This is a genomic window from uncultured Pontibacter sp. (assembly GCF_947502515.1).
Taxonomy (GTDB): Bacteria; Bacteroidota; Bacteroidia; order Cytophagales; family Hymenobacteraceae; genus Pontibacter.
The window spans coordinates 745,158-770,187 of record NZ_CANNAI010000001.1 but is presented as its reverse complement, the minus strand read 5'-3'; the positions used below and the strand labels follow the sequence as shown (position 1 = coordinate 770,187).

The window sequence follows — 25,030 nt, the reverse complement described above, 5'->3', positions numbered from 1 at the left end:
ACTTTGTACAAAATAAATAAAACTTTAGGGAAGTCTGAAGAAGTTGCGCTACATTTTGATTTTTTTGCTGCTGGTGCAGCTCGCCGTACTTTCTGCCCAGCCTGTACTGGGTCAGCGGGTGCGCCGCCCCACCACGACAGCTACGCCAAAAGACACTGTCAACATCTCGCCGCCTCAGGATTCGCTTGTGGTTCCCGCACCACAGGGCGACATCGAGACGACAATCAATTATTCTGCCAGAGATTCCATCCTCTTTGAGGTAGACCGTAAGGTAGTGCACCTGTACGGCGATGCCAAAATTGACTATGGCACCATGGAACTGGCGGCTGCCTACATCCAGATCGATTACGACCTCAACACCCTAACCGCTACCACTCTGGTAGACTCCACAGGCCAGGAGACTGGTACTCCGGTATTTAGAGACGGGGCAGAGAGTTATGCAGCCAAGCGTATCGCCTATAACTACAAAACCAGACGAGGCCGGATCTCTGAAGTAGTAACGCAACAAGGTGAAGGGTATATACATTCCGAGGTAGTGAAAAAAAATGAGGCAAACGAGATTTTCGGTCTGCACAACAAGTATACCACCTGTAACCTGGAGCACCCGCACTTCTACATCAGCGCCGGCAAGATCAAGGCTATACCAAACGATAAGATCATGTCGGGTCCTTTTAACCTCGTGATCGCCGACATACCGACGCCGCTCGGCTTTTTGTTCGGCCTCTTCCCGACACCGAAGAACAAACGCTCGTCCGGCGTGATCATGCCGACCTTCGGCGAATCACGTGCCCGTGGTTTCTACCTGAGCAATGGCGGTTATTACCTCGCCCTGAACGACTACATCGGCACCCGCATCACCGGCGATATCTACTCGCTCGGCGGATACAAGGTGACGGTTGACAATACTTACATCAAGCGCTACTCCTACCGCGGCAATTTCAACATCAGTTACGACTACTTTAAAAATGACGAAGCTGATGTTGCGGATCCGAACCGCTCCACGAACAGCCTGAGCGGCCTACCGCCTAGCCAGCGAACGGCGTTTGTTACCTGGTCGCACAGTCCGGTGCAGAAGCCTGGCCGCGGTCGCTTTACAGCCAATGTGCGGGCAGGTAGCAGTCAGCACAACCGGGTGAACTTCAATAACCCGAACAACTACCTGACACCGACTTTCAACTCGACCATCACTTACCAGAAAAACATCCAGAACACGCCTTTCAGCTACACCGCTACGCTGAGCCAGGGGCAGAACAACGGTGGCTTTACGGCAGACGGCAGGCCGGCTCCTACCATCATGCGCTTCACGCTGCCTGACCTTAACTTTGCCATGACGCAGATGAGCTTGTATGAGCTCTTCTCGGACAATGTGCCTACCGGTAAGTGGTATGAAAACTTTACCTTTGGCTACAATGTACGGGCCCGCAACGAGGTATCGAACCAGGTAGTAGCCCGTAGGCTAAACAATTTGCCTGTTATTGATGGCACTGCTAGGGATACTTCTTTTGCGCTCAACTTCGACAACCTCGACCGCCTCTGGAAGAACGGCCGTAAAAGCGCTGATCACAACTTCACGATCGGTTTGGGTAACTATAAAATATTCCGCTTTTTCAACCTGACGCCGAACGTGAATTACCGTGAGTCATGGTTCGACAACAAACTGACCTATACCTATGACGACGAGCAGCAGGCAGTGCGCATCGACACAGCAAGCTTTGGCAGGGTATACGAGTACGGTGCCGGCGCCTCACTCAACACGACCGTGTATGGTACAGTCCAGTTTCCTAAGAGCAAGCGGGTAGAGGCCATCCGCCATACCATGATCCCAAGCATCAGCTATGGCTACCGCCCTAACTTCGGCGACGAGAACCGCTTCGGTTTCACCCAGACCACACAGGTAGGTATAGACTCGCTGACGAACCAGCCCATTTTCCAGACCCTGCCACGCTTCAATGGCAACGTGCCTTCAGGGGGCTTGCAAAGCAGCCTGAGTATGCAGATCAACAACCGTGTGGAGATGAAAGTGCGCTCGCGCAGTGACTCCACAGAGGCTAAGTCTGAAAAGGTGAGCCTGATCGACAACCTGAACATTGGCGGTTCCTATAACCTGGCAGCTGACTCTATGAGGCTCTCCAATATAAACGTTAGCATGAACACGCGCCTGTTCCAGGTGTTCGATGTAAACTTTACGTCTACCTTCAGTCCTTACCAACTCAACCCAGCAGGTGACCGTGCTATTGATCGCTACATGTTGGAAGGACCTGGTTTTAAACTGGCCAGGCTGACCAATGCTAACCTGAGTGTGCGGGCCAACTTCAACCCGGCGGCGCGGTCTACCAACGTGCCCCCTCCTACGAACCTGCCCGGCATGCTGAACCCGAACGACCAGTTTTTGCCGGATTACGTGGACTTCAACATTCCATGGACGCTGAACCTGGACTATACCATTTTCTATGCTCCGGCCACCGGCACACAGACACAGCCAAGCCTGACACAGAACATTGGTATGCAAGGCACCCTGAACCTGACCGACAAGTGGAAATTCGGCTACATGGCCGGGTATGACTTCACGAACCAGAACATTTCCAACGCCAGCATCGATATCTACCGCGACCTGCACTGCTGGGAGATGAGCATCGGCTGGCGACCATTTGGTCTGATGCGCGGCTACAACGTGACCATCAACGCACGATCTGCCCTGCTGCGCGACCTGCGCCTGACCAGAAACAGATCAGGCATGAACTTCAGATAAACTCCGAACAGCCACTCCAGAAAATTGGGTGGCTGTTTTTGTTTTGATTTTTATAATTTTGAATCAAACTCAAACCAGCATCCTATGTCTGTTCATAAAAGCGACGTAAAAAAAGTAACCACGCACCAGCTGCAGAATATGAAAGAGCGCGGCGAGAAAATCTCCATGCTCACGGCTTACGACTATTCCATGGCCACCATTCTGGACGCTGCCGGCGTTGACGTGCTACTCGTTGGCGATTCTGCCTCCAATGTGATGGCCGGGCATGAGACAACGCTCCCTATTACGCTGGATCAGATGATCTACCATGCCTCTTCAGTAATCCGTGGTGTGAATCGTGCTTTTGTGGTGGTGGACCTACCGTTCGGCTCTTACCAGGGTAACTCTTCAGAAGCGCTGCGCTCTACTATCCGCATTATGAAGGAGTCGGGTGCACACGGCATCAAGCTGGAAGGTGGTGCCGAGATCAAAGAATCGATCATCCGCATCCTGAGTGCTGGTGTGCCGGTAATGGGCCACCTGGGCCTGACGCCGCAGTCCATCTACAAGTTCGGCACCTACACCGTGCGGGCTAAAGAAGAAGCAGAGGCTCAAAAGCTGATTGACGATGCGCTCCTGCTACAGGAGTTAGGCTGCTTCTCAATTGTGCTGGAGAAGATCCCTTCGGAGCTGGCAAAACGTGTAGCGGAAAAGCTGCAGATTCCAATAATAGGTATAGGCGCCGGTCCGCACGTGGATGGACAGGTACTTGTGGTGCACGACATGCTGGGCATCAATAAGGAGTTCAAGCCACGTTTCCTGCGTCGCTACGCCGACCTGCACACCATCATGACCGACGCGGTGCAGAACTACGTGAAAGACGTAAAAAGCAAAGACTTCCCTAACGAAAAAGAAGCGTATTAATGAATGAATAATGGTTAATGAGTAATGACTAATGATGAATAATTACTTCATTAAGAGTTGTTCATTGACCTTTCTGACCATCTCCTTAATTATTCATTCATCATTATTCATTACTAAAAGCCTATGGCTTTGCTCGATGTTCTTTTTGAGGATAACCATGTGCTGGTGGTGAACAAGCCAGCTGGGTTGCTGGTGCATGGTGATGAAACAGGCGACGAATGCCTCGCCGACCTGGCGAAGGCCTATATCAAAGAGAAGTATAACAAGCCGGGCAACGTGTACATTGGCGTGGTACACCGCCTGGACAGACCTGTGAGCGGTGTAGTACTGCTTGCCAAAACTTCCAAAGCTCTCACCCGCCTCAACGAGCTCTTCCGAAGCAAAAAGACTATGAAGACCTATTGGGCCGTCGTGCTCAACAGGCCTGCTATACCTGAGCAGACGCTCGTGCACTGGCTCATCAAGGACAGCAGTCGCAATGTGACCAAGGCTTATGCGCGTGAGAATAAAAGCGGCCTACGCTCTGAGCTGAGTTATCGCCTGATAGGGCAGCATGATAACAACTACCTGCTGGAAGTAAATCCTGTTACCGGTCGCCCGCACCAGATCCGAGTGCAACTGGCCTCTATGAACTGCCCCATTGTCGGTGACCTGAGGTATGGCGCCAGCAAACCACTACCCGACAAGAGTATCGCCCTGCATGCCCGCAGTCTCCAATTTGAGCACCCTACACTCAAAACCATGGTTAAAGTTACTGCCCCACTGCCGGCGGCTCCTATCTGGAAACCGTTTTTATAATGAGTAGTGATTAATAACTACTGAATCACAGCAACAAATGGATAATGAGTAAGCAATGGGAACCCTGGCTATACCTTGCCCCGACATCCCATAAGCCTTTGTAAACCTTACTCACCTCTCTATTAAAACTCGACATTCCTCACTCCGCATTAATTATTCATTACTCATTAATCATTCTATAAAACTGATATTTATCATCTTTCTGAACTTTTATACCGGATTTTATTATTCCTATAGAATCACATCGTAATTTTGCGGAGGCATGGTGACTGCTTTTGTCTCTGCTATACCTGAATCAGTTATTGATCACTTTAACATACTAACCGCTTAATGGCTATACTTATTTTCTTTGTACTGCACTGGTACCTTTCTCTGTTTGTGCAGACTTTCTTCCTGCACCGTTACGCAGCGCACAAGATGTTCACCATGAATCCGTTCTGGGAAAAGGCTTTTTACCTGCTGACGTACATCGCACAGGGCTCTTCTTTCCTGTCGCCACGTGCTTATGCTATTCTGCACCGCATGCACCACGCCTTCTCTGATACAGAGCGTGATCCGCACTCACCGCATTATTCCAACAACGCATTTGCGATGATGTGGAAAACCAAAAACATTTACAACGACGTGCTCAACCACCGCGTGGAGCCGGAGCGGCGTTTTGATGGCGACTACCCGATGTGGCCGGCGCTGGAGAAAATCGGGGATTCGAAGATTTCTCGTATTGGCTGGGGCGTAGCTTATGTGCTGTTCTACATCGCCTTCGCCACGCAGTGGTGGATGTTCCTGTTGCTGCCGCTTCACTTCCTGATGGGTCCGGTACACGGCGCGATCGTAAACTGGAGCGGCCATAAGTACGGCTACCAGAATTTCGACAACAATGACAAGTCGCGCAACTCGCTTTTCTTCGACTTCCTGACAGGCGGTGAGTTGTTCCAGAACAACCACCATAAACTGCCTAACCGTGTGAACTTCGGCGTGAAGTGGTGGGAAGTAGACCCAACCTGGCCAGTAATCTGGACGCTGGATAAGCTTAGCATCATTAAGCTGAAACCAGTGAAGGTTAAGGCTGCCAAAGCACCAAGAGCAAAAGCCAACGCTTAATCATATAGAAAAGCCCTTCGGAAACGGAGGGCTTTTTTGTTTCAGGTAGGTATAGCCGGCACACTACCGTCAACTGCTATATACCTCTAACTGTATACCCTAGCACTATGATAGGTATAGCGCCTGTGCAGCTTATACCTATTGGAGGAGGTTCTGTTTCAGCTTTGTACCTGTGCGTGGCTTTCCCAAATCAATTTTCAAAAACCTTGCATTAATTGGCACAAAATCACTACCTTTGCGGTTCTAAAAACTGGCGGACGGGTTCCGCCGACTTAACTATTTATATAAAAAATGGCTGTTAAAATCAGACTGGCCCGCAGAGGCCGCAAAAAAGCTGCTATCTACGATATCGTAGTAGCTGACGCTCGTTCACCACGTGATGGTAAATTTATCGAGAAACTGGGTACTTACAACCCGAACACAAACCCTGCTTCTATCGACTTCAGCGAAGAGAAGGCATTCCAGTGGTTAATGAACGGCGCTCAGCCAACTGACACTGTAAAGGCGATGCTTTCTTACAGAGGTATTCTGTACAAGAAGCACCTTCAGATTGGTGTTGTAAAAGGCGCTATCACGCAAGAAACAGCTGATGCTCGTTTCGAAGAGTGGAAGAAAGAGAAAGAAGCGAAGATCGAAAGCAAGCGTACTACACTTGGCTCTGAGAAAGAGGCGAAGCGTAAGGCTGCATTTGACGCTGAAACGAAAGTGAAAGAAGCTCGTGCAGAAGCTATCCGTCAGCGTGAGGCTGCCAAGCTTGCTGCTGATGCTCCTGCTGCTGAATCTGAAGAATCTCCTGAGGCACCAGCTGCTGAAGGCGAGTCTACTGAAGAGCAAGCATAAATTACGGTTGCCATGCATATTGATGACTGCTTTCTGTTAGGACACATCGTCAAGACCCATGGCATCAAGGGGCAGGTTGTCGCGTTTTTTGACGTGGACTACCCCGAAGATTATGATGAATTGGAATCAGTCTTTCTTGAACAACAAGGAAGGCTGATTCCTTTTTTTATTGACAAAATGGAGCCCGTGCAGAAAGGCCGTTTTATTATCACCTTTGAGGATATCAAAACGATCGAGCAAGCCGAGAAACTCCGCAATGTCAGTCTATACCTGCCGCTCGACGAGCTCCCTGAACTCGAAGAAGGACAGTTTTACTTCCACGAGGTGATCGGCTACCAGGTGATAGACCAGAACCACGGCCCACTGGGCACCGTGAAAGACTTTTATGACATGCCACAGCAGCAGCTGATGGCCATGGAGTACAATGGTCAGGAGATGCTTGTACCTGTGCTGGACGAGGTGTTTGTACGTGCTGACCATGAAACCAAGGTACTGCATGTCAACCTACCGGAAGGCCTGCTAGAGGTATACACCCAGCCCGGCACCCCTGACGACGCCGACGACCGCGACGAGTAGCCCCTATTATCATGCGATTTGACATTATCAGTTGCCAGCCCGACCTGTTGGACAGTCCTTTTAGCCATTCCATTGTTAAAAGAGCTCAGCAAAAAGGTTTGGTCGACATCCACATCCACGATCTTCGCAAATACGCCATCAACAAACATGGCCAGATTGATGACTATGCCTTTGGCGGCGGAGCAGGCATGGTGATGATGATCGAACCGATCGACAAGATCCTAACGGAGCTGAAGGCGGAGCGGGAGTATGACGCTGTGATTTACATGACACCTGACGGGCAGACGCTGAACCAGCAAGTGGTGAACCAGTTTTCGCTCATGCGCAACGTCATTATCCTGTGCGGGCACTACAAAGGTGTGGACGAGCGGGTGCGACAGCATTACGTGACCCACGAGATCAGCATCGGCGACTATGTACTTTCAGGTGGCGAACTGGGAGCGGCTGTGCTGGCCGATGCCATCATCCGCATTATACCGGGTGTGCTCAACGACGAGTCTTCTGCCCTGACCGATTCGTTTCAGGACGGCTTGCTGGCCCCGCCAGTCTATACCCGCCCGGCAGACTACAAAGGCATGACAGTGCCTGATATACTGCTTTCCGGAGACGGGCCTAAGATAGAGCAGTGGCGCTTCGAGCAGGCAGTGGAGCGCACGAGACAGCGCAGACCGGATCTGTTGAACGAGTAGCTTACCTTATACAGAATTACCTCCAAAGGAGTCTCCAGGGCTGATTTAGGGGACAAGTTTCAAAAACTTACATTTTTTTTCTGCAAATATTCTTATGTAATAAATAATTGCATATCTTTGCAGTCCGAATTTTGAAGAAGATATTTAGCTTTAACAACATAGCCATGAGCGAATTACTTAAATTTATCGAGCAGGAATCTACAGACAAGCGCGCCTCTTTCCCGACTTTCCAGTCTGGCGATACCATCAACATCCACGTGAAAATCCGTGAGGGTAACAAGGAGCGTATCCAGCAGTTCCAGGGCGTTGTTATTCAGCGCAAGAACGTTAACACAAACGGTGAGACTTTCACTGTAAGAAAAGTGTCTAACCAGATTGGTCTGGAGCGTATTTTCCCACTGCTTTCTCCATCTATCGAGAAAATCGAGCTTATAAGAAAAGGCCGTGTTAGAAGAGCTAGACTATACTACCTGAGAGGCCTGCAGGGTAAAGCTGCACGTATCAAGGAAAGAAGATAATTGAAGAACCTGTTTTCATAAGTTTTCCATAGTTTTAGTAAGAAGGGAGCCGTTTCTAAGCAAACGGCTCCCTTTTTTATACCTGCTCTATGAGCCTTACCCGGAGCCATCCGCTGTCCCGGGCTTTCGGGATAGTAATGTAACCCCCTCAGGGAAATAACGCATACTTACCCGCCCCGCATTATTGATTCTCTTCCGGTCCGGCTTACTATATTTGCAGCTATATCTCGTGCTATACCTATTGCATTCCTATACCCATGAAAATTATACAGCGCTATACCTTCCTGTTGCTCTCTCTGGCCTTGCTAGCCTCCTGCCAAACTGACTATGCTGCCCTGCCGACTTACAATGGCAAAAAACAGTTGCAGGCCGTGATTGAGGTGCCAGCCGGTAATTCGACCAAGCTGCACTACAACCGACAAACAAAAGCCTTTGAAGCAGAGCAGCAGGCCGGTCAGGATCGCGTTATCCCCTTTCTGCCCTACCCTGCCAATTTCGGTTTTATACCTTCTACAGAAACCAATGCACAGAAAAAGCCGCTGGAAGTAATCGTGGTGACAGGAAGCGTGGCTACAGGCACCGTGTTGGAGGTGATTCCGGTGGGAGTACTGCAACTAGAGACAGCCGGTGAACTGGATCACAAGATCGTAGCTGTACCTGCAAGGCCAAGCGAACGAACGATCAACGCCTCTGACTTCAACAGCTTTACGGCGGACTACCCTGCTGCTAAAGCCATCCTGCAGCAATGGTTTGTACACCACAACCCCACCGCCAAGAGTAAGTTTGTAGGCTGGCGCAACGAACAGTTTGCAGAACAGGAAATACAGCGCTGGATGAAGCTCTAAGCCTGCGTTGTCTCCTGCGTAATACTTGACAACTTATAAAACAGAAAAGCCTCCCGAACGGAGGCTTTTCTGTTTTAGGACAGTTATAGAAGCTATACCTTACTTGATATCACGCAGTTTGGCTCTTACTTCTTCCACTGCACGCTCCATGGCCTGCACCTGCTGCCGGCTGGCTTCCTGCTGCTTCACGTTCAGCTCTACATTCTGCTCCAGCTGACGCAGTTCGTCGGCATTGCGTACCAACTCAGCCTCCAGCTCTTGTTTGCGCTTCTTGTTCTTTTCGATACTCAGCTGCAAGTCGTTAGCCTGCTTCACGACACGATCCTGCTCCTTTTTGGTGCTGCGGAGTACATTCTCGGCTTCGTTGATCTGCAACAGCACATCTTCCTGGTACAACTTTCTACCAAAATTCTCCATGAACTGCTCTGCCGCGGTGTATATCTCAGGGGTGGCCCCTTTGTCAAGATGGGTCGTGCCCATGTCGAGTGACCACCAGACATAGCTACCCGTTGCATGCGTGCCTACGGTGGAGATGACACGCACAGGCTGCTTACTGATGCTGATGAGCTTGGCCTCCTCTACCGTGTAAACGCCTTTGGAATGTTTCACCTTGCCCGCCTCCTGCGACAGGTGATCTTTCCAGATCTTCTCTACAAACTTAGGGTCCAGCTGCACGCTCAGCTGCTGACCGCTGCGCTTTATACCGCTTACTACCTGTTCGTTTTCCTCTACACGCATGACCTGCGCACTCGCCATACCTGATACCAGCAGCATGGCCGCTACCAACAATCCTTTTACTCGCATACTATACTTAGAAATAATGATTAGACAGGAACAATCGTATACCTACGAAAATAGCTAATCTATAGCATATATCAGATATAAGGGGCAGGATTAATTTAGCCACTGTTCTGTTTGGGTTTGGGGACTGCGAAGCTTACCTTTGTAAGTTTACAACCCGGGTAGCCCAAAATGTAAATTTGCACGTACGCGAACAATAACATAGGCCCACCTGTTGGAACCGCAATGAAAATAACGATCTGCAGAAAAGAGCACTTTAATGCCGCACACCGCCTGCACAATCCTGCCTGGAGCGACGAGCAGAATGCGGAAGTTTTCGGGCTGTGTAACAACCCCAACTTCCACGGACACAATTACGAGCTTATCGTCAAGCTGACAGGCTCCGTGAATGAGGATACCGGGTATGTGTACGACATGAAGAAGCTGAGTACGCTGGTAAAAGAAGAGGTGATCGATAAATTTGACCACAAAAACCTCAACCTCGACACAGATGAGTTCAGACAATTGAACCCTACTGCCGAGAACATTGCCATCGTAATTTGGGAGCGATTGCGGGAAAAAATAAGCCAGGAATATGAACTGGCAGTAACGCTTTATGAAACTGAACGAAACTTTGTTGAATATAATGGATAACCAGGACCTGGGCCAAGAAGCGGAAGAGATGGACGATCACATGATGAGCTCCCTGGAAACGCCGCTGCGCCCTGACGCATTTGACCTTTCTGACGCGGAGAAGATCGTGATCATCGAAAGGCACTTTCGCGAGATCATGCACACCATGGGACTCGACCTTAACGATGATAGCCTGAAAGGCACGCCTTTGCGAGTTGCCAAAATGTATGTGCAGGAGATTTTCAGTGGCCTGCATCCCGAGAACAAGCCGGTTATCCGCCGCTTCGAGAACAAGTACAGGTATAACCAGATGCTGGTGGAGCGCGACATTACCGTGTACTCTTCCTGCGAACACCATTTTGTGCCGATCATCGGCAAGGCCCATGTGGCATATATGCCTAACGAGCATGTGATCGGTCTTTCCAAGCTGAACCGCATTGTGCAGTATTATGCCCGCCGTCCGCAGGTGCAGGAGCGCATGACCATGCAGATAGCCGACGAACTGAAGCAGGCGCTGCAGACGGAAAATGTTGCCGTGCTGATTGAGGCGGACCACCTTTGCGTGATGAGCCGTGGCGTAAATGACGTCAGCAGCAGCACGATCACAGCAGAGTACTCCGGCTTGTTTGAGCAGGACCAGTACCGCAACGAGTTCCTGAGCCACATCCGCAAAAAATAAAACTCCTGTCTGGGCAAACCATGGCCCTGCCAGCTGGTTTTGATCGGTGAAAGTAACTTTCAGTTAGTCCTTACACGTATAGATATATTTCTATATAATTTATAAAACGATCCATACCTATGGCTGGGAAAATACTCATTACAGGTGGTTCAGGACTGATCGGCTCACGTCTTTCGGAGATGTTGATCGATCAGGGCTATGAAGTAGCGCACCTGTCCCGAGATCCCGACAAATTCTCTCACTACAAGACTTTCCGCTGGGACATAGAGAAATCTTCAATTGATGAGAATGCCATCACCTATGCTGATTACATCATCCACCTGGCGGGAGCTGGTCTGGCTGAGGAGAAATGGACCAAAGAACGTAAGCGCGAGATTCTGCGCAGCCGGGTAGACAGCACCCAACTACTCCTCGACAGCCTCCGCCAAAACGAACACCACGTTAAAGGCTTTATCTCGTCTTCAGCCATAGGCATTTATGGCAACTCCGGCGACCAACTGATGTCGGAGGAGAGCAGCTACGGTGATGACTTTATGGCGGAGGTATGCAAGGCCTGGGAAGCGGCTGTGTGGCAAATCAAAGACTTGGGTATACGCACCGTTATCCTGCGCACAGGTATAGCCCTCAGCGATAAAGGAGGTGCCCTCCCGCAAATGGCTCGTCCTGTCAAGTTAATGGCAGGTGCTCCGCTCGGCAGTGGCAAGCAGTACATGTCCTGGATCCATATCGATGACCTGTGCCGCTTATACATCCGGGCAATTGAAGACACGCAGTTTACTGGTGTATACAATGCCGTGGCCCCTCACCCCGTCACCAATCAAGAGTTTACCGAAGCGCTGGCCGAGGCTATGCACAAGCCATTGGTGTTGCCCAAAGTACCTTCTTTTGCGCTTAATTTAATGCTTGGCGAAATGAGCGATGTAGTGCTAAGCGGCCAGCGTGTGAGCGCCAACAAAGTGCTACAGACCGGCTTTACCTTTGAGTATAACTACCTGGACGAAGCACTGGAATCATTTTACAAAAAGCACCAGTCCTGATACTGGATATATTAAAAAGCAGAAGCGCCCACTTAGATTATAAGTGGGCGCTTCTGCTTTTTAAGGACATGCTATTGCAGGAATTCTGACAGATCCAGTATATCCAGATCAAGGTCCAGCTGCGTGGAGTCTGGCTCAGCTTTTGGCAGTACGGTGGTACAGTTGTATTTCTTGCTGATCTTGACGGTAGGGCCCGGGAAACGGCCCATGGTATAGCCGAGGTCTTTGTCTTTATAAATGCGCTCCATGAAGAGGCCGTATACCGGCAGGGCCGTTTTGGATCCTTCACCCAGGTTAGAAGTACGGAAGTGAATGCTGCGGTCCTCCCCGCCTACCCACACACCGGTCACCAGGTCCTTGGTCACACCCATGAACCAACCGTCGGAGTGATTGGAAGTAGTACCGGTTTTGCCACCTATTTCATTGCCTTTCCAAAGGTCGTATTCCCAGAGCGCCTGCGAGGTACCGCCCGGCTCTTCTATACCTCCCTTGAGCATGTGCATCATCAGGAAAGCAGTTTCTTCGCTCAGCACCTTCTTCTGCTCCGGCACAAACTGCTCAATCAGGTTGCCTTCGCGGTCTTCGATGCGGGTGATGAAGCGGGGTGCGGTATGGAAGCCATGATTCGGGAAAGTGCTGTAAGCGCCCACCATATCATAAATCGACACGTCGCTCGGGCCTAAGCCAATAGAAGGCACCTTGTCTAGCGGACTGCTTATACCTAGCTTGTGCGCATAGTCCACGACTGTTTCCCAGCCAACCAGCTCGGTGAGCTGCGCTGTTACGGAGTTAACTGATTTACCCATGGCACGGCGCAAAGTCATCGGTGCTCCGGTATAAACCCAGTCCGCATTGGTAGGCGACCAACTCTTCTTCTCCCCTTTCTCCACATAATTGATGGTGATGCGCGTGTCTACGATCTTATCGCAGGGCGAGTAACCATTGTCGATAGCCGCCACATACACAAAAGGCTTGAAGGTAGATCCTGGCTGGCGTCGCGCCTGCTTTACGTGGTCGTACTTAAAGTACTTGTAGTTGATGCCGCCCACCCAGGCTTTGATCTCACCGGAGAATGGATCCATGGTCATCATACCGCCATGCAGGAAACGCTTATAGTAGCGCAGCGAGTCGAGCGGCGATAGGGTCATTTTTTTCTCACGCTCCGGATTTTCCCAGGTAAACACCATCATCTCACGTGGGGTATTGAGTTCTTTGTTGATGGCAGCCACGTCATCTCCGTGCTTCTTCTTAAGGCGACGGTAATAATCGGTGCGCTTGATCGTCTCTTCAATGAACCCCGGAATCTCACGGTTCTTTTCATCCACCCACGGGTTTTGGCCTTTCCAGTGGTTGTCGAAGCGGCGCTGCAGGGTGCGCATCTGCTCCTCCATGGCGGCCTCGGCGTGTGCCTGTATGCGCGAATCGATGGTGGTGTATACCTTCAGGCCATCGCGGTACAGGTCGTAACCGTTCTGCTTGCACCACTCCTTCATAAAATCAGCCACAGCACCACGGAAGTAGGTAGCTGGACCGTCATAATGGTTCTCGACCTTGTACTCCAGCTCCAGCGGCAGTTGACTCAGCGAATCGGCTTCAGCAGCTGTCAGGTAGTTATACTTGGCCATTTGCCCCAGCACGGTATTGCGACGGCGTGTTGCGTTTTCGGGGTTGAAGCGGGGACTGTAGTAGGTTGGCGCTTTCAGCAAACCGACCAGCACTGCAGCTTGCTCTGTTTTCAGGCTTTCAGGCGAAGCGTTGAAAAAGGTCTTGGAGGCTACCTGTATACCAAAGGAGTTACTGCCGAAGTCCACGGTGTTGAGGTACATGGCCAAGATTTCTTCCTTGGTATAGCGCTGCTCGAGTTTGATCGCCGTGAGCCACTCCTTGGTTTTAGAAATGACAATGTTGAGTCCAGGAATATGCCCCAGCACCCCTTTGGCGTCGTCGGTACGGGTCTTGTACAGGTTTTTGGCCAGCTGTTGCGTAATAGTGCTGCCCCCACGGCTTTCGCCACGCAGGTTGTCGTACACTGCTCCAAAAATGGCAGTCGGATCTATACCTGCATGCTCGTAGAAACGGATATCCTCTGTGGCAATCAGGGCATTGATGAGCGTAGGCGACATTTGCTTGTAGCTCACCGGGCTGCGGTTTTCACGGAAGTACTTCCCGATCAGGTTCCCGTCGGCGGTATAAAGCTCTGAGGCCTGGTCGCTGCGCGGGTTCTCCAGCCTGTCCAGACTCGGGGAAGAGCCAAAGAGGTAAAAGAAATTATACTCTACACTCACCAGATAGCCTATCACCACCATCAGCCCCAGCAGGAACAGCTTCCAGGTATAGCCGATCACACTGCCGTACACAGACCTCTTCTTCTTAACCGGTGGCTTTTCTTTTTCTTGCTCTTGCAGCATGTTATTTCATCAGGGCAGATTGCCCGTATTTTTACGGAACGCTTCTTTCTAATCTACTGCAAATATACCTTTTGTGTACAAATACTTTCCCAGAAACGCATAAAACTTAGTCAGTGATATACAGAAGCTGTTATAACTTTGACGGGCCCTGCCTATCTTTGCGCATAGCATTACCTATACCTCCATGCAAGATCAACTACAGGCAGCTTTCGACAAGATCAAGGGTTTGCCGCTGACCAAGACTACCCGTAACGAACTGGTGCAGTACTTCCACTTCGGCAAAACCAGCTACACTACCCCGCAAGGATTGATTTTGGACGTGGGCCTCTATACCCTTGCCGTGAACTGCCCCTGGACTTTCGAGCTGGCCAACGGCGACACCATTAAGCACAATGAGGTTTTCATGCGCAAGCGTGAGCCCGGCCTGCCCTCTCCCAAGTTCGACTGGAAAGTACCTGGCGCTAACCTCCGCGACCAGCGCCTGCAGGGGCTGGTAATCAGCAGCCAAGCTCTGGCTGTGGAAAGCACGGAAATAAGGGACGCCTACGGTGTCGCCCTGACTTTTGTGAACGGTGACCGACTTGTGTTAACGCCTGACCTAGGTAAGCCACAGGAAGAATACTGGCAGCTGTTCAGCAATGCTAGTGATAATTTCAGCATCGGGGCTGGAGCAGCAGGAGTTGTAGAAAGTAAATGAGTTTATATACCTTTAACCTTATGAAAAAACTGCTACAAACCACAGGTATAGCCTTAGCACTTTGCCTCGGCTGCACGCTGGCTACTCAGGCTCAATCCAAAACAAAGCCTGCCACAAAAAAGGCTCCGTCTGCCAAAGCACAGGAAGCTCCTAAACAGCAGGAGTTGACCGACATGAGCCAGATGAAGACCTATTACATGGCACTGCTCAAAAAAGGTCCTTACCAGCCAACCGACACGGCTGAGGTGAATACCATCCAGCGCGGGCACATGGCGCACATCCGTAAGATGGCCGCTGACGGAAAATTGGTAATGGCTGGTCCGTTTTTGGACAATGGCGAGCTGCGTGGTATATTCATTTTTGATGTGGCTACGCTGGAAGAGGCAAAGGCATTGACCGAAGCAGATCCCGCCGTAAAGGCCGGCAAGCTGATCATGGAACTGCACCCCTGGATGAGCCAGCGCGGCACGACACTTCCGTAGCAACTTTTATAGGCATCGGGCAGTATGCGAACAAAACAATCGCTGCTGCCCTTGAACTTTCGCCTGCACCTATTTGAGCTAGAAGACCAGCCCTGGTTTCCGCACATATTCCGCCAGGGCATGCTCGACTTCCTGCGCTTCATGATCTCTAAGCTTGGCGCTTACGGCCCGGCTATACCTCTGTTAGAGGATCTGCTCCGTCGCAGCGGCCAGACACACTTTACAGACCTTTGCTCAGGTGCCGGCGGTGGCATAGCAGGTATACGCGAAGCACTGAGCCAACGCATGGGCGTACCTGTGCTTGTCACCTTATCTGACCGGTACCCTAACATAGGCGCTTACGAGTTTCTGCAAGCCGAGTCCGGCGGGATGATCGATTTCATTGCCTCTCCTGTTGATGCGACGAATGTACCTCCTCAAATAAAAGGAGTACGCACTATCTTTTCCTCTTTTCACCATTTCAGACCACAGCAGGCCGTGGCCATTTTGCAGAATGCAGCCGATCAAAGGGCGCCTATTGGCATCTTTGAAGGAGGTGGCAAGACCTGGGCCGAACTGGTCATCTTTCTGTTTACTTTTCCGATCATTATCCTGCTGGTAACTCCTTTTATCCGTCCTTTTAAACTTAGCAGGCTACTGTTCACGTACCTAATACCAATCATCCCGTTAGGTATACTTTGGGATGGCTTGGTGTCGCTTTTCAGACTGTACAACCCCCGGATGCTGGACGAGTTGCTAGACCGGGTCGATACTCCGCCCGGCTATACCTGGCGCAGCGGCATAGTGGGAAGCGGACCGGGCAAACAAGTCATTTACCTGCTGGGCTACCCTGTAAACAAGTAAAAGATGAAACCACTGGCTATACCTGTTATCGGAAAATACAGCAGTGCCCTGACCCTGATGCGAATTCCGTTTTCGGTATACCTGATGCCGGTGTACTGGTTTGCGCTGAGTGTGACGGATGGCTATACCTTGTGGCGGGCCGCCGCTGTCTTCTTCATTTTACACATATTGGTATACCCTGCCAGCAACGGTTACAACTCATACCACGACCGCGATGAAGGCAGCATTGGTGGGCTCCGGAGACCTCCCAAAGTCACGCAGGAGCTTTTTCACCTGGTGCTGTTATTTGACGTACTGGCCTTGCTGCTCAGCTTTTTACTATCGCCGCTTTTTGCCCTGATGGTCGCGCTATACCTGCTGGTTTCCAAAGCCTACAGCGACCGGGACATCCGGCTTAAGAAATACCCGGTTATCAGCACGCTGGTTGTCACGGTATTTCAGGGGGCTTTTACTTTTCTGATGGTACAGGTCGGGGCCGATCTCGACCTTGAGCTCATCTGGCAATCGCCGAATATTCTGTTTGCCCTGGTCAGCACGCTCTTCCTCTGTGGCTCCTATCCGCTTACTCAAATTTATCAGCATCAGGAAGACAGTGAGCGAGGTGACAAAACACTGAGTTTGCTGCTAGGTATACGGGGCACCTTCGTATTTGCAGGTATAGCGCTGGGCCTGGGAGCGGCCTTACTGATCGGGCTATACCTGGCGCTTGGACAACTGCTCAGCGTGTTGGTTTTTCTGCTTTGCACGGCTCCTATCTCCTACTTTTTCCTGAATTGGGTACGGAAGTCGTGGCAGAACCCTGAAGAAGTGAACTTCGAGAATACGATGCGCATGAACAAGATTTCATCGCTCTGCATCAGCCTGGCTTTTTTTCTGATACTGCTGCTTCGCTCCATGTATAGTGGCTAAGGCTCATATCGGCTGGTCCTCAGTAACTACACAGCCTGATTTCGTATAACAGCAAAAACCGTCGCACTATGAAACTACTCTACGCTGTAATAGGTGGCATTGCCGCTACCGCCGCCATGACTGCCTTTCTGTACCTGCTCTCATTTGTGACGCACCGTGTTATGAAGGTGATCCGGATACTGGGCACCATGCTTACCAACCGCACCCAACCCGACGGCTCTCTCTCCATGGCAACCAGCACCAAGGTATACGGCACAGTCGCTCATTACCTGGTCGGGATCATTTTTGCGCTGTTCTACATTGCGCTGTGGCACTCAGAGGTAGGCCTCATTAATGCCTCGTGGGGCTTTCTCTTTGGCCTGGCGCATGGCCTGATGGCGATGTTCATCTGGTATTTGTTTTTCCTGGTGCACCCCAGGCCACCTCTTATCTCCCTTCGCACCTACCTGATCACGCTCATCTTTGCGCACATCGTGTATGGTGTGGTGCTCACCTATACCGTCTACCTGCTGGCTACCCCTGATTATCCTTTTTGGAGTTGAGGGAATTGAGTGATTTCTGATTGAGTGAATGAGTGATTTATTATTGAACTATAACTGTTCCATTTCGATTTCACATAAAATCAAAAAGCCCCTGTTGCTTGATGGCAACAGGGGCTTTTTGATTTTATGCAGTGCTTCCTATCCGTTCATCGAAATCAGGAACTCTTCGTTGCTCTTGGTACCCTGCATTCTGTCTTTCAGGAATTCCATGGCTTCCACGGAGTTCATATCAGACATAAACTTGCGCAGGATCCAGATGCGGTTGAGCTCGTCGCGATCCATAAGCAGGTCTTCGCGGCGTGTGCCGGATGCAGGTACGTCGATAGCTGGGTAAATTCTGCGGTTGGCCAGTTTGCGATCCAGCTGCAGTTCCATGTTACCGGTACCTTTAAATTCTTCGAAGATTACCTCGTCCATCTTAGATCCTGTGTCAATCAGGGCAGTAGCGATGATGGTCAGGGAGCCGCCGTTCTCTACGTTACGGGCAGCACCGAAGAAGCGCTTCGGCTTATGTAGGGCGTTAGCATCCACACCACCTGACAGGATCTTACCTGACGAAGGCACTACTGTATTATAGGCACGTGCCAGACGCGTAATAGAATCAAGCAGGATCACTACGTCGTGGCCGCACTCTACCATACGCTTGGCCTTGTCCAGTACGATGCTCGACACCTTCACGTGGCGCTCGGCAGTTTCGTCAAAAGTAGAGGCGATTACCTCCGCTCTTACGCTGCGGGCCATGTCAGTAACCTCTTCAGGGCGCTCGTCTATGAGCAGGATCATCAGGTAGACTTCCGGATGGTTTTCAGAGATCGCGTTGGCGATCTCTTTCAGCAACACCGTTTTACCTGTTTTTGGCTGTGCCACGATCATACCACGCTGGCCTTTACCGATTGGGGCAAACAAGTCAAGTATACGGGTAGAAAGCTGGCTAGGTCTGGTGGTAAGCTTTAGACGCTCTTCCGGGAAAAGCGGCGTCAGGTGCTGGAAAGGAATACGATCGCGGATTTCCTCCGTGGTACGTCCATTCACAGAATCCACTTTAAGCAGGGCAAAATACTTCTCCCCTTCTTTCGGCGGACGGATCTGCCCTTTCACAGTATCACCAGTCTTTAGACCAAACAATTTGATCTGCGATGGAGACACATAGATATCATCTGGCGAGGCCAGGTAGTTGTAATGCGTAGAGCGAAGGAAGCCGTAGCCATCCTGCATCAGCTCCAACACACCTTCATTTAGGATTATTCCGTCAAACTCACGGAAGTTATTGCTGCTTGCGGCCGCATGTTGCTGGCGGCGCGGGAAATTGTCACCGCCACGGTTCTGGTCGTTGCGGCTATCGCTGCGGTTGCCTACCTCAGGGCGCTGCTCACGCTGTTCTGCGCGGTTATCGCTTCTCTCGGTGCGCTCAGGACGCTGCTCCGTTCTCTCAACACGCTCTGCTCTCTCTGTACGTTCTGGTCTCTCAGCACGTTCCGGACGTGCTTCTGTGCGCTCGGCACGTGGCTCCTGACGCTGCTCACGCGGGTTACCGCCTTCGTTGCGGTTGTCGCGACGGGCTGTTGTGCGCTCACGCTGCGGGCCATGGTCCTTGGTTGGTGCCGGCTGTTGTACTAAAGTCGGGCTAGTTTGTTCGCGGCGGGCTGCTTCGCGGGCAGGTCTTCGTTCGGTTGGCGCTGCAGGGGCAGGTGCCGGTTGCTCTTCGCTGGTAGTAATTGTGTTTTCAGTAGCTTCTGTTTCGCTTACGGCGGCTGTGCTAGGGGAGGACTTTACTTTTTTCGGCAATTGTTCGGGAGGGGTTATGGCTTGCTGATCAAGGATTTTGTAAACCAGATCCTGTTTGCTGAGTTTCTTGAAATTCTTGACACCCAGGTCTTCTGCAATTTCCTTGAGTTCTGAAAGAAGCCTATCTTTCAATTCTTCAATTTTGTACATAAATGTGGTATGGTAGTTAAATTAACCTGCTTGGCACGCTTGGGCGAACGCAGCGAGAGCTTTACTTATAATTCGGAAAATGAATGAATGCGATAGAGTTTTGTGCGGCTCAGGAAAGGGCCTGCCATAAATTGCACTGCAATGTTATTGCAATGCTTATTAATTAACAAATATTAGCGGAGTTTTTGTTGAAAATGTTTCAGTTTTTCCTTAAAAGATTTCGTAAATGCCGCTTACAACCTAAAAAAGTATATTTTTGCAGCTATACAAAGACCCAAATTATGCTACAGCTAAACGTTTTAAGAGAGCAGACAGAGCTGGTGGTAGCTGGACTTACCAAGAAAAACTACAAAAATGCCGCTCAGGAAGTGGAAGCCATTGTAGCTCTTGACCAGCAGCGCCGACAGGTGCAGAGCCAGCACGATGACCTGCAGGCCCGTGCCAATGCAATCTCTAAAGAGATCGGTATACTGATGAAAAACGGCGACCGCGAAAAAGCCGAAGCCTATAAAGCAGAAACATCCGAGTTAAAGCAGCAGACTAAATCGCTGGCTGAGCAGCTATCTGCCATCGAAGAGCAAATACAGCAAGCACTATACAAGTTGCCGAACCTTCCGCATGCAAGTGTTCCTGAAGGTAGAACAGCGGAAGACAACGAAGTAGTTCTCCAACACGGTGAAATTCCGCAATTGCACGAAGGCGCCCTGCCACATTGGGAGCTGATCCAGCAGTACGACATCATCGATTTCGAGCTAGGCAACAAAATATCTGGCGCTGGTTTTCCGGTGTATAAGAAGCAAGGAGCCCGCCTGCAGCGTGCGCTCATCAACTTCTTCCTGGACGAGGCCATGAAAGCTGGTTATATGGAAGTGCAGCCACCTATTTTGGTGAATGAAGCTTCTGGCTACGGCACCGGTCAGTTACCCGACAAGGACGGCCAGATGTACCATGCCACAGAAGATAACCTATACCTGATCCCGACGGCCGAGGTGCCGATCACGAACCTCTACCGCGATGTGATTGTACCGGTGGAGCAGCTGCCGATCAAAAATACAGGCCATACGCCCTGCTTCAGAAGAGAGGCCGGATCGTGGGGTGCGGATGTGCGCGGCCTTAACCGACTGCACCAGTTCGACAAGGTAGAGATTGTACAGATCACGCTGCCGGAGAAGTCTTATGAAGCGCTGGAGGATATGAGTACATACATCCAAGGTTTGCTGCAAAAGCTGGAGCTGCCATACCGTGTGCTGCGCCTGTGCGGCGGCGACATGGGCTTCACCTCTGCCTTGACTTATGACATGGAGGTATACTCTACTGCTCAGAACCGCTGGCTGGAAGTAAGCTCTGCCTCTAACTTTGAGACCTACCAGTCTAACCGCCTGAAACTGCGTTACAAAATCGAGTCAGGCAAGACACAGTTGCTGCATACGCTCAACGGTAGCGCCCTAGCCCTGCCGCGTATCGTAGCTGCTATTTTGGAGAACAATCAGACGCCGGATGGTATCAACATGCCGAAGGTACTGCACCCATACCTGGGCTTTGAGAAAATTAGCTAATAGGCTACTGATTGAATAGCATACAAACAGAAAAGCCGCTGGATTCCCAGCGGCTTTTCTGTTTGTATTCAGGTCAATACATGCCTTTATACTTAGGATTCAATTAAGTTGGCACATCTGTAAAGCACCAATTTTTTCAGCTTAGTACATTAGCCTCCATACTGCTCCAGGTACTGCTGATAGTAGTTTTTTGTCTTGTACTTCTTCAGCACATTAGCCCGCACCTGCTCTATCGACTCCGTTGTAATCGCCTTCTGATGGAGTAGCTTTTCCAGAAGCCGGGCAGACTCCTCCCCTAACCCTTCGTCCAATGTAGCCTGTTCATACTCTTCTAGAAATTCAGGCGACAAGGATAGTTTGTTTTTTTGTACCGTGACACAACCAACAGCAGTAAGTTTCTCCAATCCCTCCGTTACTTCTTCCAGCGAATAAACAGTGCCATCAACAGCGTCACCCATCAGCAAAACATCCTGCAGCGTAGCACCTCCCTCGCCTCCTGTTGCCAGCAACAAAGCCTCCAGGAACTGCGCGTCAGATGCCTGCCATGTTAAATTGTATTTCGCCATCTTCTAAAATTAATTAATCTGTTCGGCTAAAAAACTATATAATATTATACCTATTTTTAGTCTCGCAAATTTATCTCAAAATCACTTCGATTTCCTACTTCCTATTCAATGAACAGCAAAATTAGTTGCTTTACCTTCTCCCTGCTTTTTGTGCTTCTTCTGGGCTGGTCTTCTTCCAAGGCTCAGTCACGAGGTTACATCGTGCAGGGTGACACTGTTTATACAGATGGGTATATACAGTTCGATCCGAGAAAGCCCTTCCAGGTTGAGTATCAAAAATCGAAAAAAAACCCACTCGAGACATACGCTGCCGGGGCTTTAACAGAATTTGGGTATAGTGACAGCACGAAGTTCGTCGCCCGGAAGGTGACCTACTTTGGAGAGATGCGCCATGTATTCCTGAAAACCATTACAGGAGGTAAGCTTAATTTATACGCGATACGTGGGGAGAATGGGAAACAGTATTACTTTGAGAAGAACGATTTCACCCAGCTTACAAAGGAGAACCTGCAGACTAACCTGAGACAGCATGCCGCCAACTCAACTTTCTGGCAGCGGCAGCTACCACGTGTCAGGCTATCTGAACAGTCCCTTCGCTACTATACCCGCAACATCAACAAAGGTCGAAATGCGAGAATGTCCATGTTCAGCTTTGGCGGTATGGCCAGTTTCAACCGCTCCACCATACAGGTCAAAACAGACGCCTTTCCTGAAAACGGATTTGGTGAGTATAGCATGACATCAGAAAATGTAGAGGCAGGAGCATTCGTTGAGGCGCCCGTTTGGGATCTTAACAATCTGAGTATTATCAGTCAACTGAGCTATGGTAAAATGGACTTTGCAACAGCATTGACCAGCACCTCTCTGGACCAGCACATAAAACTGACCCTTGACTTCCTAAGGTTATCTGTTATACCTCGCTACTACTTCAACGGCAACAAAGTCTCTTTCTATGCTGAGGGTGGAGCTGAGCTATTGTATGCAGTAGAGCAGTCTAACAAAGTCCTGGAGGCAAAGCACAAAAGCAATACGACCAGTCTGCATGAATATGAAGATATATTCCGGTTGCAAAAAGCAAACTTTGGCGTAATGGCCGGCGCTGGATTACAGTACTTCTATCTGCCCAAAAACTATGTCAGTCTTGGGCTCAGTACCAGCCATGTATTCGCCGAAAACTATTCCATCAACAACCTTTCTACTACAATCCGATTCAACCTATGAGGCAGCTGAAATTATTGTCTTTTATTCTCCTGCTGGCGCTGCTGCATGGCTGCGCCAAAGAAAAGGACTTTCCGGAGGCACAGCCTTATCCTATCCTAAGAACACTGGAGGTTACACCTGATAGTACCGGGGCATTCGTGAAAGGCGAGATCGTCAGCCTCGGGAATGAGCCAGTAACCGAGTATGGGTTTGAGTACACCGCTTTAAACAATGACAAGAGTATTACAAAGAAGGTGATAGGCACTTCTGCTGTCACCGGCGAGTTTGAGGCCAGGTTGACGCACGGGCTCGTGAAGGGGTATAACTACAGGATACAAGCCTATGCCAGGCATGGTCAGAACAACACGTATGGAACGGCCTTAGCATTCAAAAGCCTGAACACCGCTGCACCGGTTATCCATAGCTTCAGCCCAAAAGCAGCTGAGGACAATAGTACTGTCACTATCTATGGTCAAAACTTCAGCAACGACAGAAGCTTAGTAAAAGTGAGCATCGGGGAGACACAGGCATATGTCGTCTCCGCGCACCCCGACAGCATTACGATAATAACGCCTAAAGTGACTTATTCGGGGACTTTCCCAATAACCGTGACTGCACATGGTGAGCAAACGACAGCTGAAGAGGAGTTTGAGATTATAGGCCCACAGATTACCCATATCTCGCCTGACAAGGGAATGCCCGGTGACGAGTTGAGTATTCATGGCAAAAATTTAAGCTACTCCGGTTGGGGGCCTTATGTGAATATTGGAGGAAAATCAGCAACCATAGTCTCAGTAACAGACACAGAGATCAAGGTGAAAGTACCGGTAATCACACCGGATCTGTATGACAAAGCACTGACTGTATCTGTCAACCGGGGTAACAAGACGGCAGTCTTAGCTTATTCTTATACCATGGAGTCAGGTTTCATGGCTGCTTCAGTCAAGCCCACTTCTGTTCCAGCCACCACAGCGCACATACCTTCCTTCATTTCGGGAGGAAAGGCGTATTTTTTTGCCTATGATCGCATGATAAGTTACGAAGTGGAAACTGCTGTCTGGCGCAATGAAGGCGCTTTCCCCGGACAGGCTCGCAATGGCTCTGCGCTGCATAAGGTTGGTGACAAGGTATACCTTATCGGGGGAAACTATCAGTATTATACCATTTTTATGTCTGTATGGGAGTACGACATCAGCAGCAAAAGCTGGTCGCAAAAGAAAGGCCTGACCTTCGGCGTTTCCGACGCCAGCAGCTTTACACACGATGGCTATATCTACTTCTTTGGAGGCCGCAACACCAACAGTAACACAACACTCTGGCGCTATGATCCGGCAACAGAAGAGGTAAAGGCGCTCAACCCTTTCCGGAACAACTACAACGGCTCCGGCTTTGTGATCAACGGGAAAGCATACACAGTGGTGGGTAACGCCACCTGGCTATACAATGTACAGCAAGATAGTTGGTCGCAGGTAGCGGTTATGCCTGAGGAAAGTACCTTAAACGGTCCTTTCAGAGTTTTCACCCACCAGGGAACCGGCTATGCAATCAGCGCGAAGGGCGACAGAGCCTTGCTGCGTTTCAGTGAGGAACAGAAAAAATGGGAAAGAGTAGCCGTTTACCCTGGTTGCGTGAGTAGCGAGCAGTACTCCGGCTTTTCCTATGGCGACAAGTTATATGTAGGATCATTTGGCAGCTGCTCCTCCACTTTATATTACTACCAGAATAGGTAGATCATACCCCTGTG

At 50.2% G+C, this 25,030-nt stretch carries 24 protein-coding genes; 20 read left to right on the top strand and 4 right to left on the bottom strand.

From position 1 onward, the window contains the following. The first annotated feature begins 43 nt into the window (after positions 1-43). The 9 genes from Q1A54_RS03620 to Q1A54_RS03580 all read left to right on the top strand — a co-directional run bounded on the left by Q1A54_RS03620 (position 44) and on the right by Q1A54_RS03580 (position 9,019). A complete protein-coding gene (locus tag Q1A54_RS03620; protein ID WP_299985073.1) occupies positions 44-2,749 on the top strand; it encodes a putative LPS assembly protein LptD in 2,706 nt (901 codons plus the stop codon). Positions 2,750-2,833: 84 nt separating this feature from the next. After that, the gene (panB, locus tag Q1A54_RS03615; protein WP_076420585.1) at positions 2,834-3,652 is read left to right on the top strand and encodes a 3-methyl-2-oxobutanoate hydroxymethyltransferase; all 819 of its coding nucleotides are present in this window, start codon (positions 2,834-2,836) and stop codon (positions 3,650-3,652) included. Positions 3,653-3,775: 123 nt separating this feature from the next. Further along, positions 3,776-4,450, top strand: a complete 675-nt coding sequence (locus Q1A54_RS03610; RefSeq protein ID WP_299985069.1) for an RluA family pseudouridine synthase — start codon at positions 3,776-3,778, stop codon at positions 4,448-4,450. Between the two features lie 330 nt (positions 4,451-4,780). After that, a complete protein-coding gene (locus Q1A54_RS03605) occupies positions 4,781-5,551 on the top strand; it encodes an acyl-CoA desaturase (RefSeq protein WP_196114358.1) in 771 nt (256 codons plus the stop codon). A gap of 291 nt (positions 5,552-5,842) precedes the next feature. After that, complete coding sequence (locus tag Q1A54_RS03600; protein ID WP_299985067.1) at positions 5,843-6,391, top strand: 30S ribosomal protein S16; 549 nt, start codon at positions 5,843-5,845, stop codon at positions 6,389-6,391. A gap of 12 nt (positions 6,392-6,403) precedes the next feature. Next, complete coding sequence (rimM, locus tag Q1A54_RS03595; protein ID WP_196114356.1) at positions 6,404-6,967, top strand: ribosome maturation factor RimM; 564 nt, start codon at positions 6,404-6,406, stop codon at positions 6,965-6,967. An 11-nt stretch (positions 6,968-6,978) separates the two neighbouring features. Continuing rightward, entirely contained in the window at positions 6,979-7,656 is a 678-nt protein-coding gene (gene trmD, locus Q1A54_RS03590) for a tRNA (guanosine(37)-N1)-methyltransferase TrmD (protein ID WP_196114355.1), read from the top strand. Between the two features lie 164 nt (positions 7,657-7,820). Continuing rightward, complete coding sequence (rplS, locus tag Q1A54_RS03585) at positions 7,821-8,174, top strand: 50S ribosomal protein L19 (protein ID WP_196114354.1); 354 nt, start codon at positions 7,821-7,823, stop codon at positions 8,172-8,174. A gap of 257 nt (positions 8,175-8,431) precedes the next feature. Then, positions 8,432-9,019, top strand: a complete 588-nt coding sequence (locus Q1A54_RS03580) for an inorganic diphosphatase (RefSeq protein WP_299985062.1) — start codon at positions 8,432-8,434, stop codon at positions 9,017-9,019. Between the two features lie 99 nt (positions 9,020-9,118). On the opposite strand, the gene Q1A54_RS03575 is transcribed toward Q1A54_RS03580, so the two are convergent. Continuing rightward, positions 9,119-9,823: a DNA repair ATPase gene (locus tag Q1A54_RS03575; RefSeq protein WP_299985061.1), complete on the bottom strand. Its 705-nt coding sequence runs from the start codon at positions 9,821-9,823 to the stop codon at positions 9,119-9,121. A 222-nt stretch (positions 9,824-10,045) separates the two neighbouring features. Between Q1A54_RS03575 and Q1A54_RS03570 the strand changes: the two genes are divergently transcribed. From Q1A54_RS03570 to Q1A54_RS03560, 3 genes are all read left to right on the top strand, one after another. Then, positions 10,046-10,453: a 6-carboxytetrahydropterin synthase gene (locus Q1A54_RS03570; protein WP_299985059.1), complete on the top strand. Its 408-nt coding sequence runs from the start codon at positions 10,046-10,048 to the stop codon at positions 10,451-10,453. After that, positions 10,416-11,111, top strand: coding sequence for a GTP cyclohydrolase I FolE (folE, locus tag Q1A54_RS03565; RefSeq protein ID WP_299985057.1), 696 nt, complete (start codon positions 10,416-10,418; stop codon positions 11,109-11,111). Before Q1A54_RS03570 ends, folE begins: the two co-directional genes overlap by 38 nt. Before the next feature lie 119 nt (positions 11,112-11,230). Continuing rightward, positions 11,231-12,148 (top strand): TIGR01777 family oxidoreductase, encoded by a 918-nt coding sequence (locus Q1A54_RS03560; protein WP_196114351.1) that lies wholly within the window; start codon positions 11,231-11,233, stop codon positions 12,146-12,148. A gap of 71 nt (positions 12,149-12,219) precedes the next feature. Here Q1A54_RS03560 and Q1A54_RS03555 read toward each other — a convergent pair whose 3' ends face one another. Beyond that, a complete protein-coding gene (locus tag Q1A54_RS03555) occupies positions 12,220-14,556 on the bottom strand; it encodes a transglycosylase domain-containing protein (protein WP_299985054.1) in 2,337 nt (778 codons plus the stop codon). Between the two features lie 184 nt (positions 14,557-14,740). Here Q1A54_RS03555 and Q1A54_RS03550 point away from each other — a divergent pair, with 184 nt between their 5' ends. From Q1A54_RS03550 to Q1A54_RS03530, 5 genes are all read left to right on the top strand, one after another. Beyond that, positions 14,741-15,253 (top strand): hypothetical protein, encoded by a 513-nt coding sequence (locus Q1A54_RS03550; RefSeq protein ID WP_299985052.1) that lies wholly within the window; start codon positions 14,741-14,743, stop codon positions 15,251-15,253. A gap of 20 nt (positions 15,254-15,273) precedes the next feature. After that, positions 15,274-15,735 carry a YciI family protein gene (locus Q1A54_RS03545; protein ID WP_299985051.1) on the top strand — a complete coding sequence of 154 codons (462 nt, stop codon included), beginning with the start codon at positions 15,274-15,276 and terminating at the stop codon, positions 15,733-15,735. A gap of 24 nt (positions 15,736-15,759) precedes the next feature. Further along, positions 15,760-16,578, top strand: a complete 819-nt coding sequence (locus Q1A54_RS03540) for a class I SAM-dependent methyltransferase (RefSeq protein ID WP_299985050.1) — start codon at positions 15,760-15,762, stop codon at positions 16,576-16,578. A 3-nt stretch (positions 16,579-16,581) separates the two neighbouring features. Next, positions 16,582-17,487 carry a UbiA family prenyltransferase gene (locus Q1A54_RS03535; protein WP_299985049.1) on the top strand — a complete coding sequence of 302 codons (906 nt, stop codon included), beginning with the start codon at positions 16,582-16,584 and terminating at the stop codon, positions 17,485-17,487. A 68-nt stretch (positions 17,488-17,555) separates the two neighbouring features. After that, the gene (locus tag Q1A54_RS03530) at positions 17,556-18,029 is read left to right on the top strand and encodes a hypothetical protein (protein WP_299985048.1); all 474 of its coding nucleotides are present in this window, start codon (positions 17,556-17,558) and stop codon (positions 18,027-18,029) included. Between the two features lie 138 nt (positions 18,030-18,167). Here the strand turns inward: Q1A54_RS03530 and rho are convergent, their stop codons facing one another. Continuing rightward, entirely contained in the window at positions 18,168-19,964 is a 1,797-nt protein-coding gene (rho, locus tag Q1A54_RS03525) for a transcription termination factor Rho (RefSeq protein ID WP_299985047.1), read from the bottom strand. Positions 19,965-20,245: 281 nt separating this feature from the next. Here rho and serS point away from each other — a divergent pair, with 281 nt between their 5' ends. After that, positions 20,246-21,520: a serine--tRNA ligase gene (gene serS / locus Q1A54_RS03520; RefSeq protein WP_299985046.1), complete on the top strand. Its 1,275-nt coding sequence runs from the start codon at positions 20,246-20,248 to the stop codon at positions 21,518-21,520. Between the two features lie 149 nt (positions 21,521-21,669). On the opposite strand, the gene Q1A54_RS03515 is transcribed toward serS, so the two are convergent. Then, a complete protein-coding gene (locus Q1A54_RS03515) occupies positions 21,670-22,086 on the bottom strand; it encodes a hypothetical protein (protein ID WP_299985045.1) in 417 nt (138 codons plus the stop codon). A gap of 108 nt (positions 22,087-22,194) precedes the next feature. On the opposite strand from Q1A54_RS03515, the gene Q1A54_RS03510 reads away from it, so the two are divergent. Together Q1A54_RS03510 and Q1A54_RS03505 are read left to right on the top strand one after the other, a co-directional pair. Then, positions 22,195-23,307, top strand: a complete 1,113-nt coding sequence (locus Q1A54_RS03510) for a hypothetical protein (RefSeq protein WP_299985043.1) — start codon at positions 22,195-22,197, stop codon at positions 23,305-23,307. After that, positions 23,304-25,016, top strand: a complete 1,713-nt coding sequence (locus tag Q1A54_RS03505; protein WP_299985041.1) for an IPT/TIG domain-containing protein — start codon at positions 23,304-23,306, stop codon at positions 25,014-25,016. Before Q1A54_RS03510 ends, Q1A54_RS03505 begins: the two co-directional genes overlap by 4 nt. Positions 25,017-25,030: the final 14 nt, after the last annotated feature.

Excerpts from the sequence above, each read along its gene's own strand:
- panB (WP_076420585.1), top strand. The coding sequence starts at position 2,834 with ATGTCTGTTCATAAAAGCGACGTAAAAAAAGTAACCACGCACCAGCTG.
- Q1A54_RS03610 (WP_299985069.1), top strand. The coding sequence starts at position 3,776 with ATGGCTTTGCTCGATGTTCTTTTTGAGGATAACCATGTGCTGGTGGTG.
- Q1A54_RS03605 (WP_196114358.1), top strand. The coding sequence starts at position 4,781 with ATGGCTATACTTATTTTCTTTGTACTGCACTGGTACCTTTCTCTGTTT.
- Q1A54_RS03600 (WP_299985067.1), top strand. The coding sequence starts at position 5,843 with ATGGCTGTTAAAATCAGACTGGCCCGCAGAGGCCGCAAAAAAGCTGCT.
- rimM (WP_196114356.1), top strand. The coding sequence starts at position 6,404 with ATGCATATTGATGACTGCTTTCTGTTAGGACACATCGTCAAGACCCAT.
- trmD (WP_196114355.1), top strand. The coding sequence starts at position 6,979 with ATGCGATTTGACATTATCAGTTGCCAGCCCGACCTGTTGGACAGTCCT.
- rplS (WP_196114354.1), top strand. The coding sequence starts at position 7,821 with ATGAGCGAATTACTTAAATTTATCGAGCAGGAATCTACAGACAAGCGC.
- Q1A54_RS03580 (WP_299985062.1), top strand. The coding sequence starts at position 8,432 with ATGAAAATTATACAGCGCTATACCTTCCTGTTGCTCTCTCTGGCCTTG.
- Q1A54_RS03575 (WP_299985061.1), bottom strand. The coding sequence starts at position 9,823 with ATGCGAGTAAAAGGATTGTTGGTAGCGGCCATGCTGCTGGTATCAGGT.
- Q1A54_RS03570 (WP_299985059.1), top strand. The coding sequence starts at position 10,046 with ATGAAAATAACGATCTGCAGAAAAGAGCACTTTAATGCCGCACACCGC.
- folE (WP_299985057.1), top strand. The coding sequence starts at position 10,416 with ATGAAACTGAACGAAACTTTGTTGAATATAATGGATAACCAGGACCTG.
- Q1A54_RS03560 (WP_196114351.1), top strand. The coding sequence starts at position 11,231 with ATGGCTGGGAAAATACTCATTACAGGTGGTTCAGGACTGATCGGCTCA.
- Q1A54_RS03555 (WP_299985054.1), bottom strand. The coding sequence starts at position 14,556 with ATGCTGCAAGAGCAAGAAAAAGAAAAGCCACCGGTTAAGAAGAAGAGG.
- Q1A54_RS03550 (WP_299985052.1), top strand. The coding sequence starts at position 14,741 with ATGCAAGATCAACTACAGGCAGCTTTCGACAAGATCAAGGGTTTGCCG.
- Q1A54_RS03545 (WP_299985051.1), top strand. The coding sequence starts at position 15,274 with ATGAAAAAACTGCTACAAACCACAGGTATAGCCTTAGCACTTTGCCTC.
- Q1A54_RS03540 (WP_299985050.1), top strand. The coding sequence starts at position 15,760 with ATGCGAACAAAACAATCGCTGCTGCCCTTGAACTTTCGCCTGCACCTA.
- Q1A54_RS03535 (WP_299985049.1), top strand. The coding sequence starts at position 16,582 with ATGAAACCACTGGCTATACCTGTTATCGGAAAATACAGCAGTGCCCTG.
- Q1A54_RS03530 (WP_299985048.1), top strand. The coding sequence starts at position 17,556 with ATGAAACTACTCTACGCTGTAATAGGTGGCATTGCCGCTACCGCCGCC.
- rho (WP_299985047.1), bottom strand. The coding sequence starts at position 19,964 with ATGTACAAAATTGAAGAATTGAAAGATAGGCTTCTTTCAGAACTCAAG.
- serS (WP_299985046.1), top strand. The coding sequence starts at position 20,246 with ATGCTACAGCTAAACGTTTTAAGAGAGCAGACAGAGCTGGTGGTAGCT.
- Q1A54_RS03515 (WP_299985045.1), bottom strand. The coding sequence starts at position 22,086 with ATGGCGAAATACAATTTAACATGGCAGGCATCTGACGCGCAGTTCCTG.
- Q1A54_RS03510 (WP_299985043.1), top strand. The coding sequence starts at position 22,195 with ATGAACAGCAAAATTAGTTGCTTTACCTTCTCCCTGCTTTTTGTGCTT.
- Q1A54_RS03505 (WP_299985041.1), top strand. The coding sequence starts at position 23,304 with ATGAGGCAGCTGAAATTATTGTCTTTTATTCTCCTGCTGGCGCTGCTG.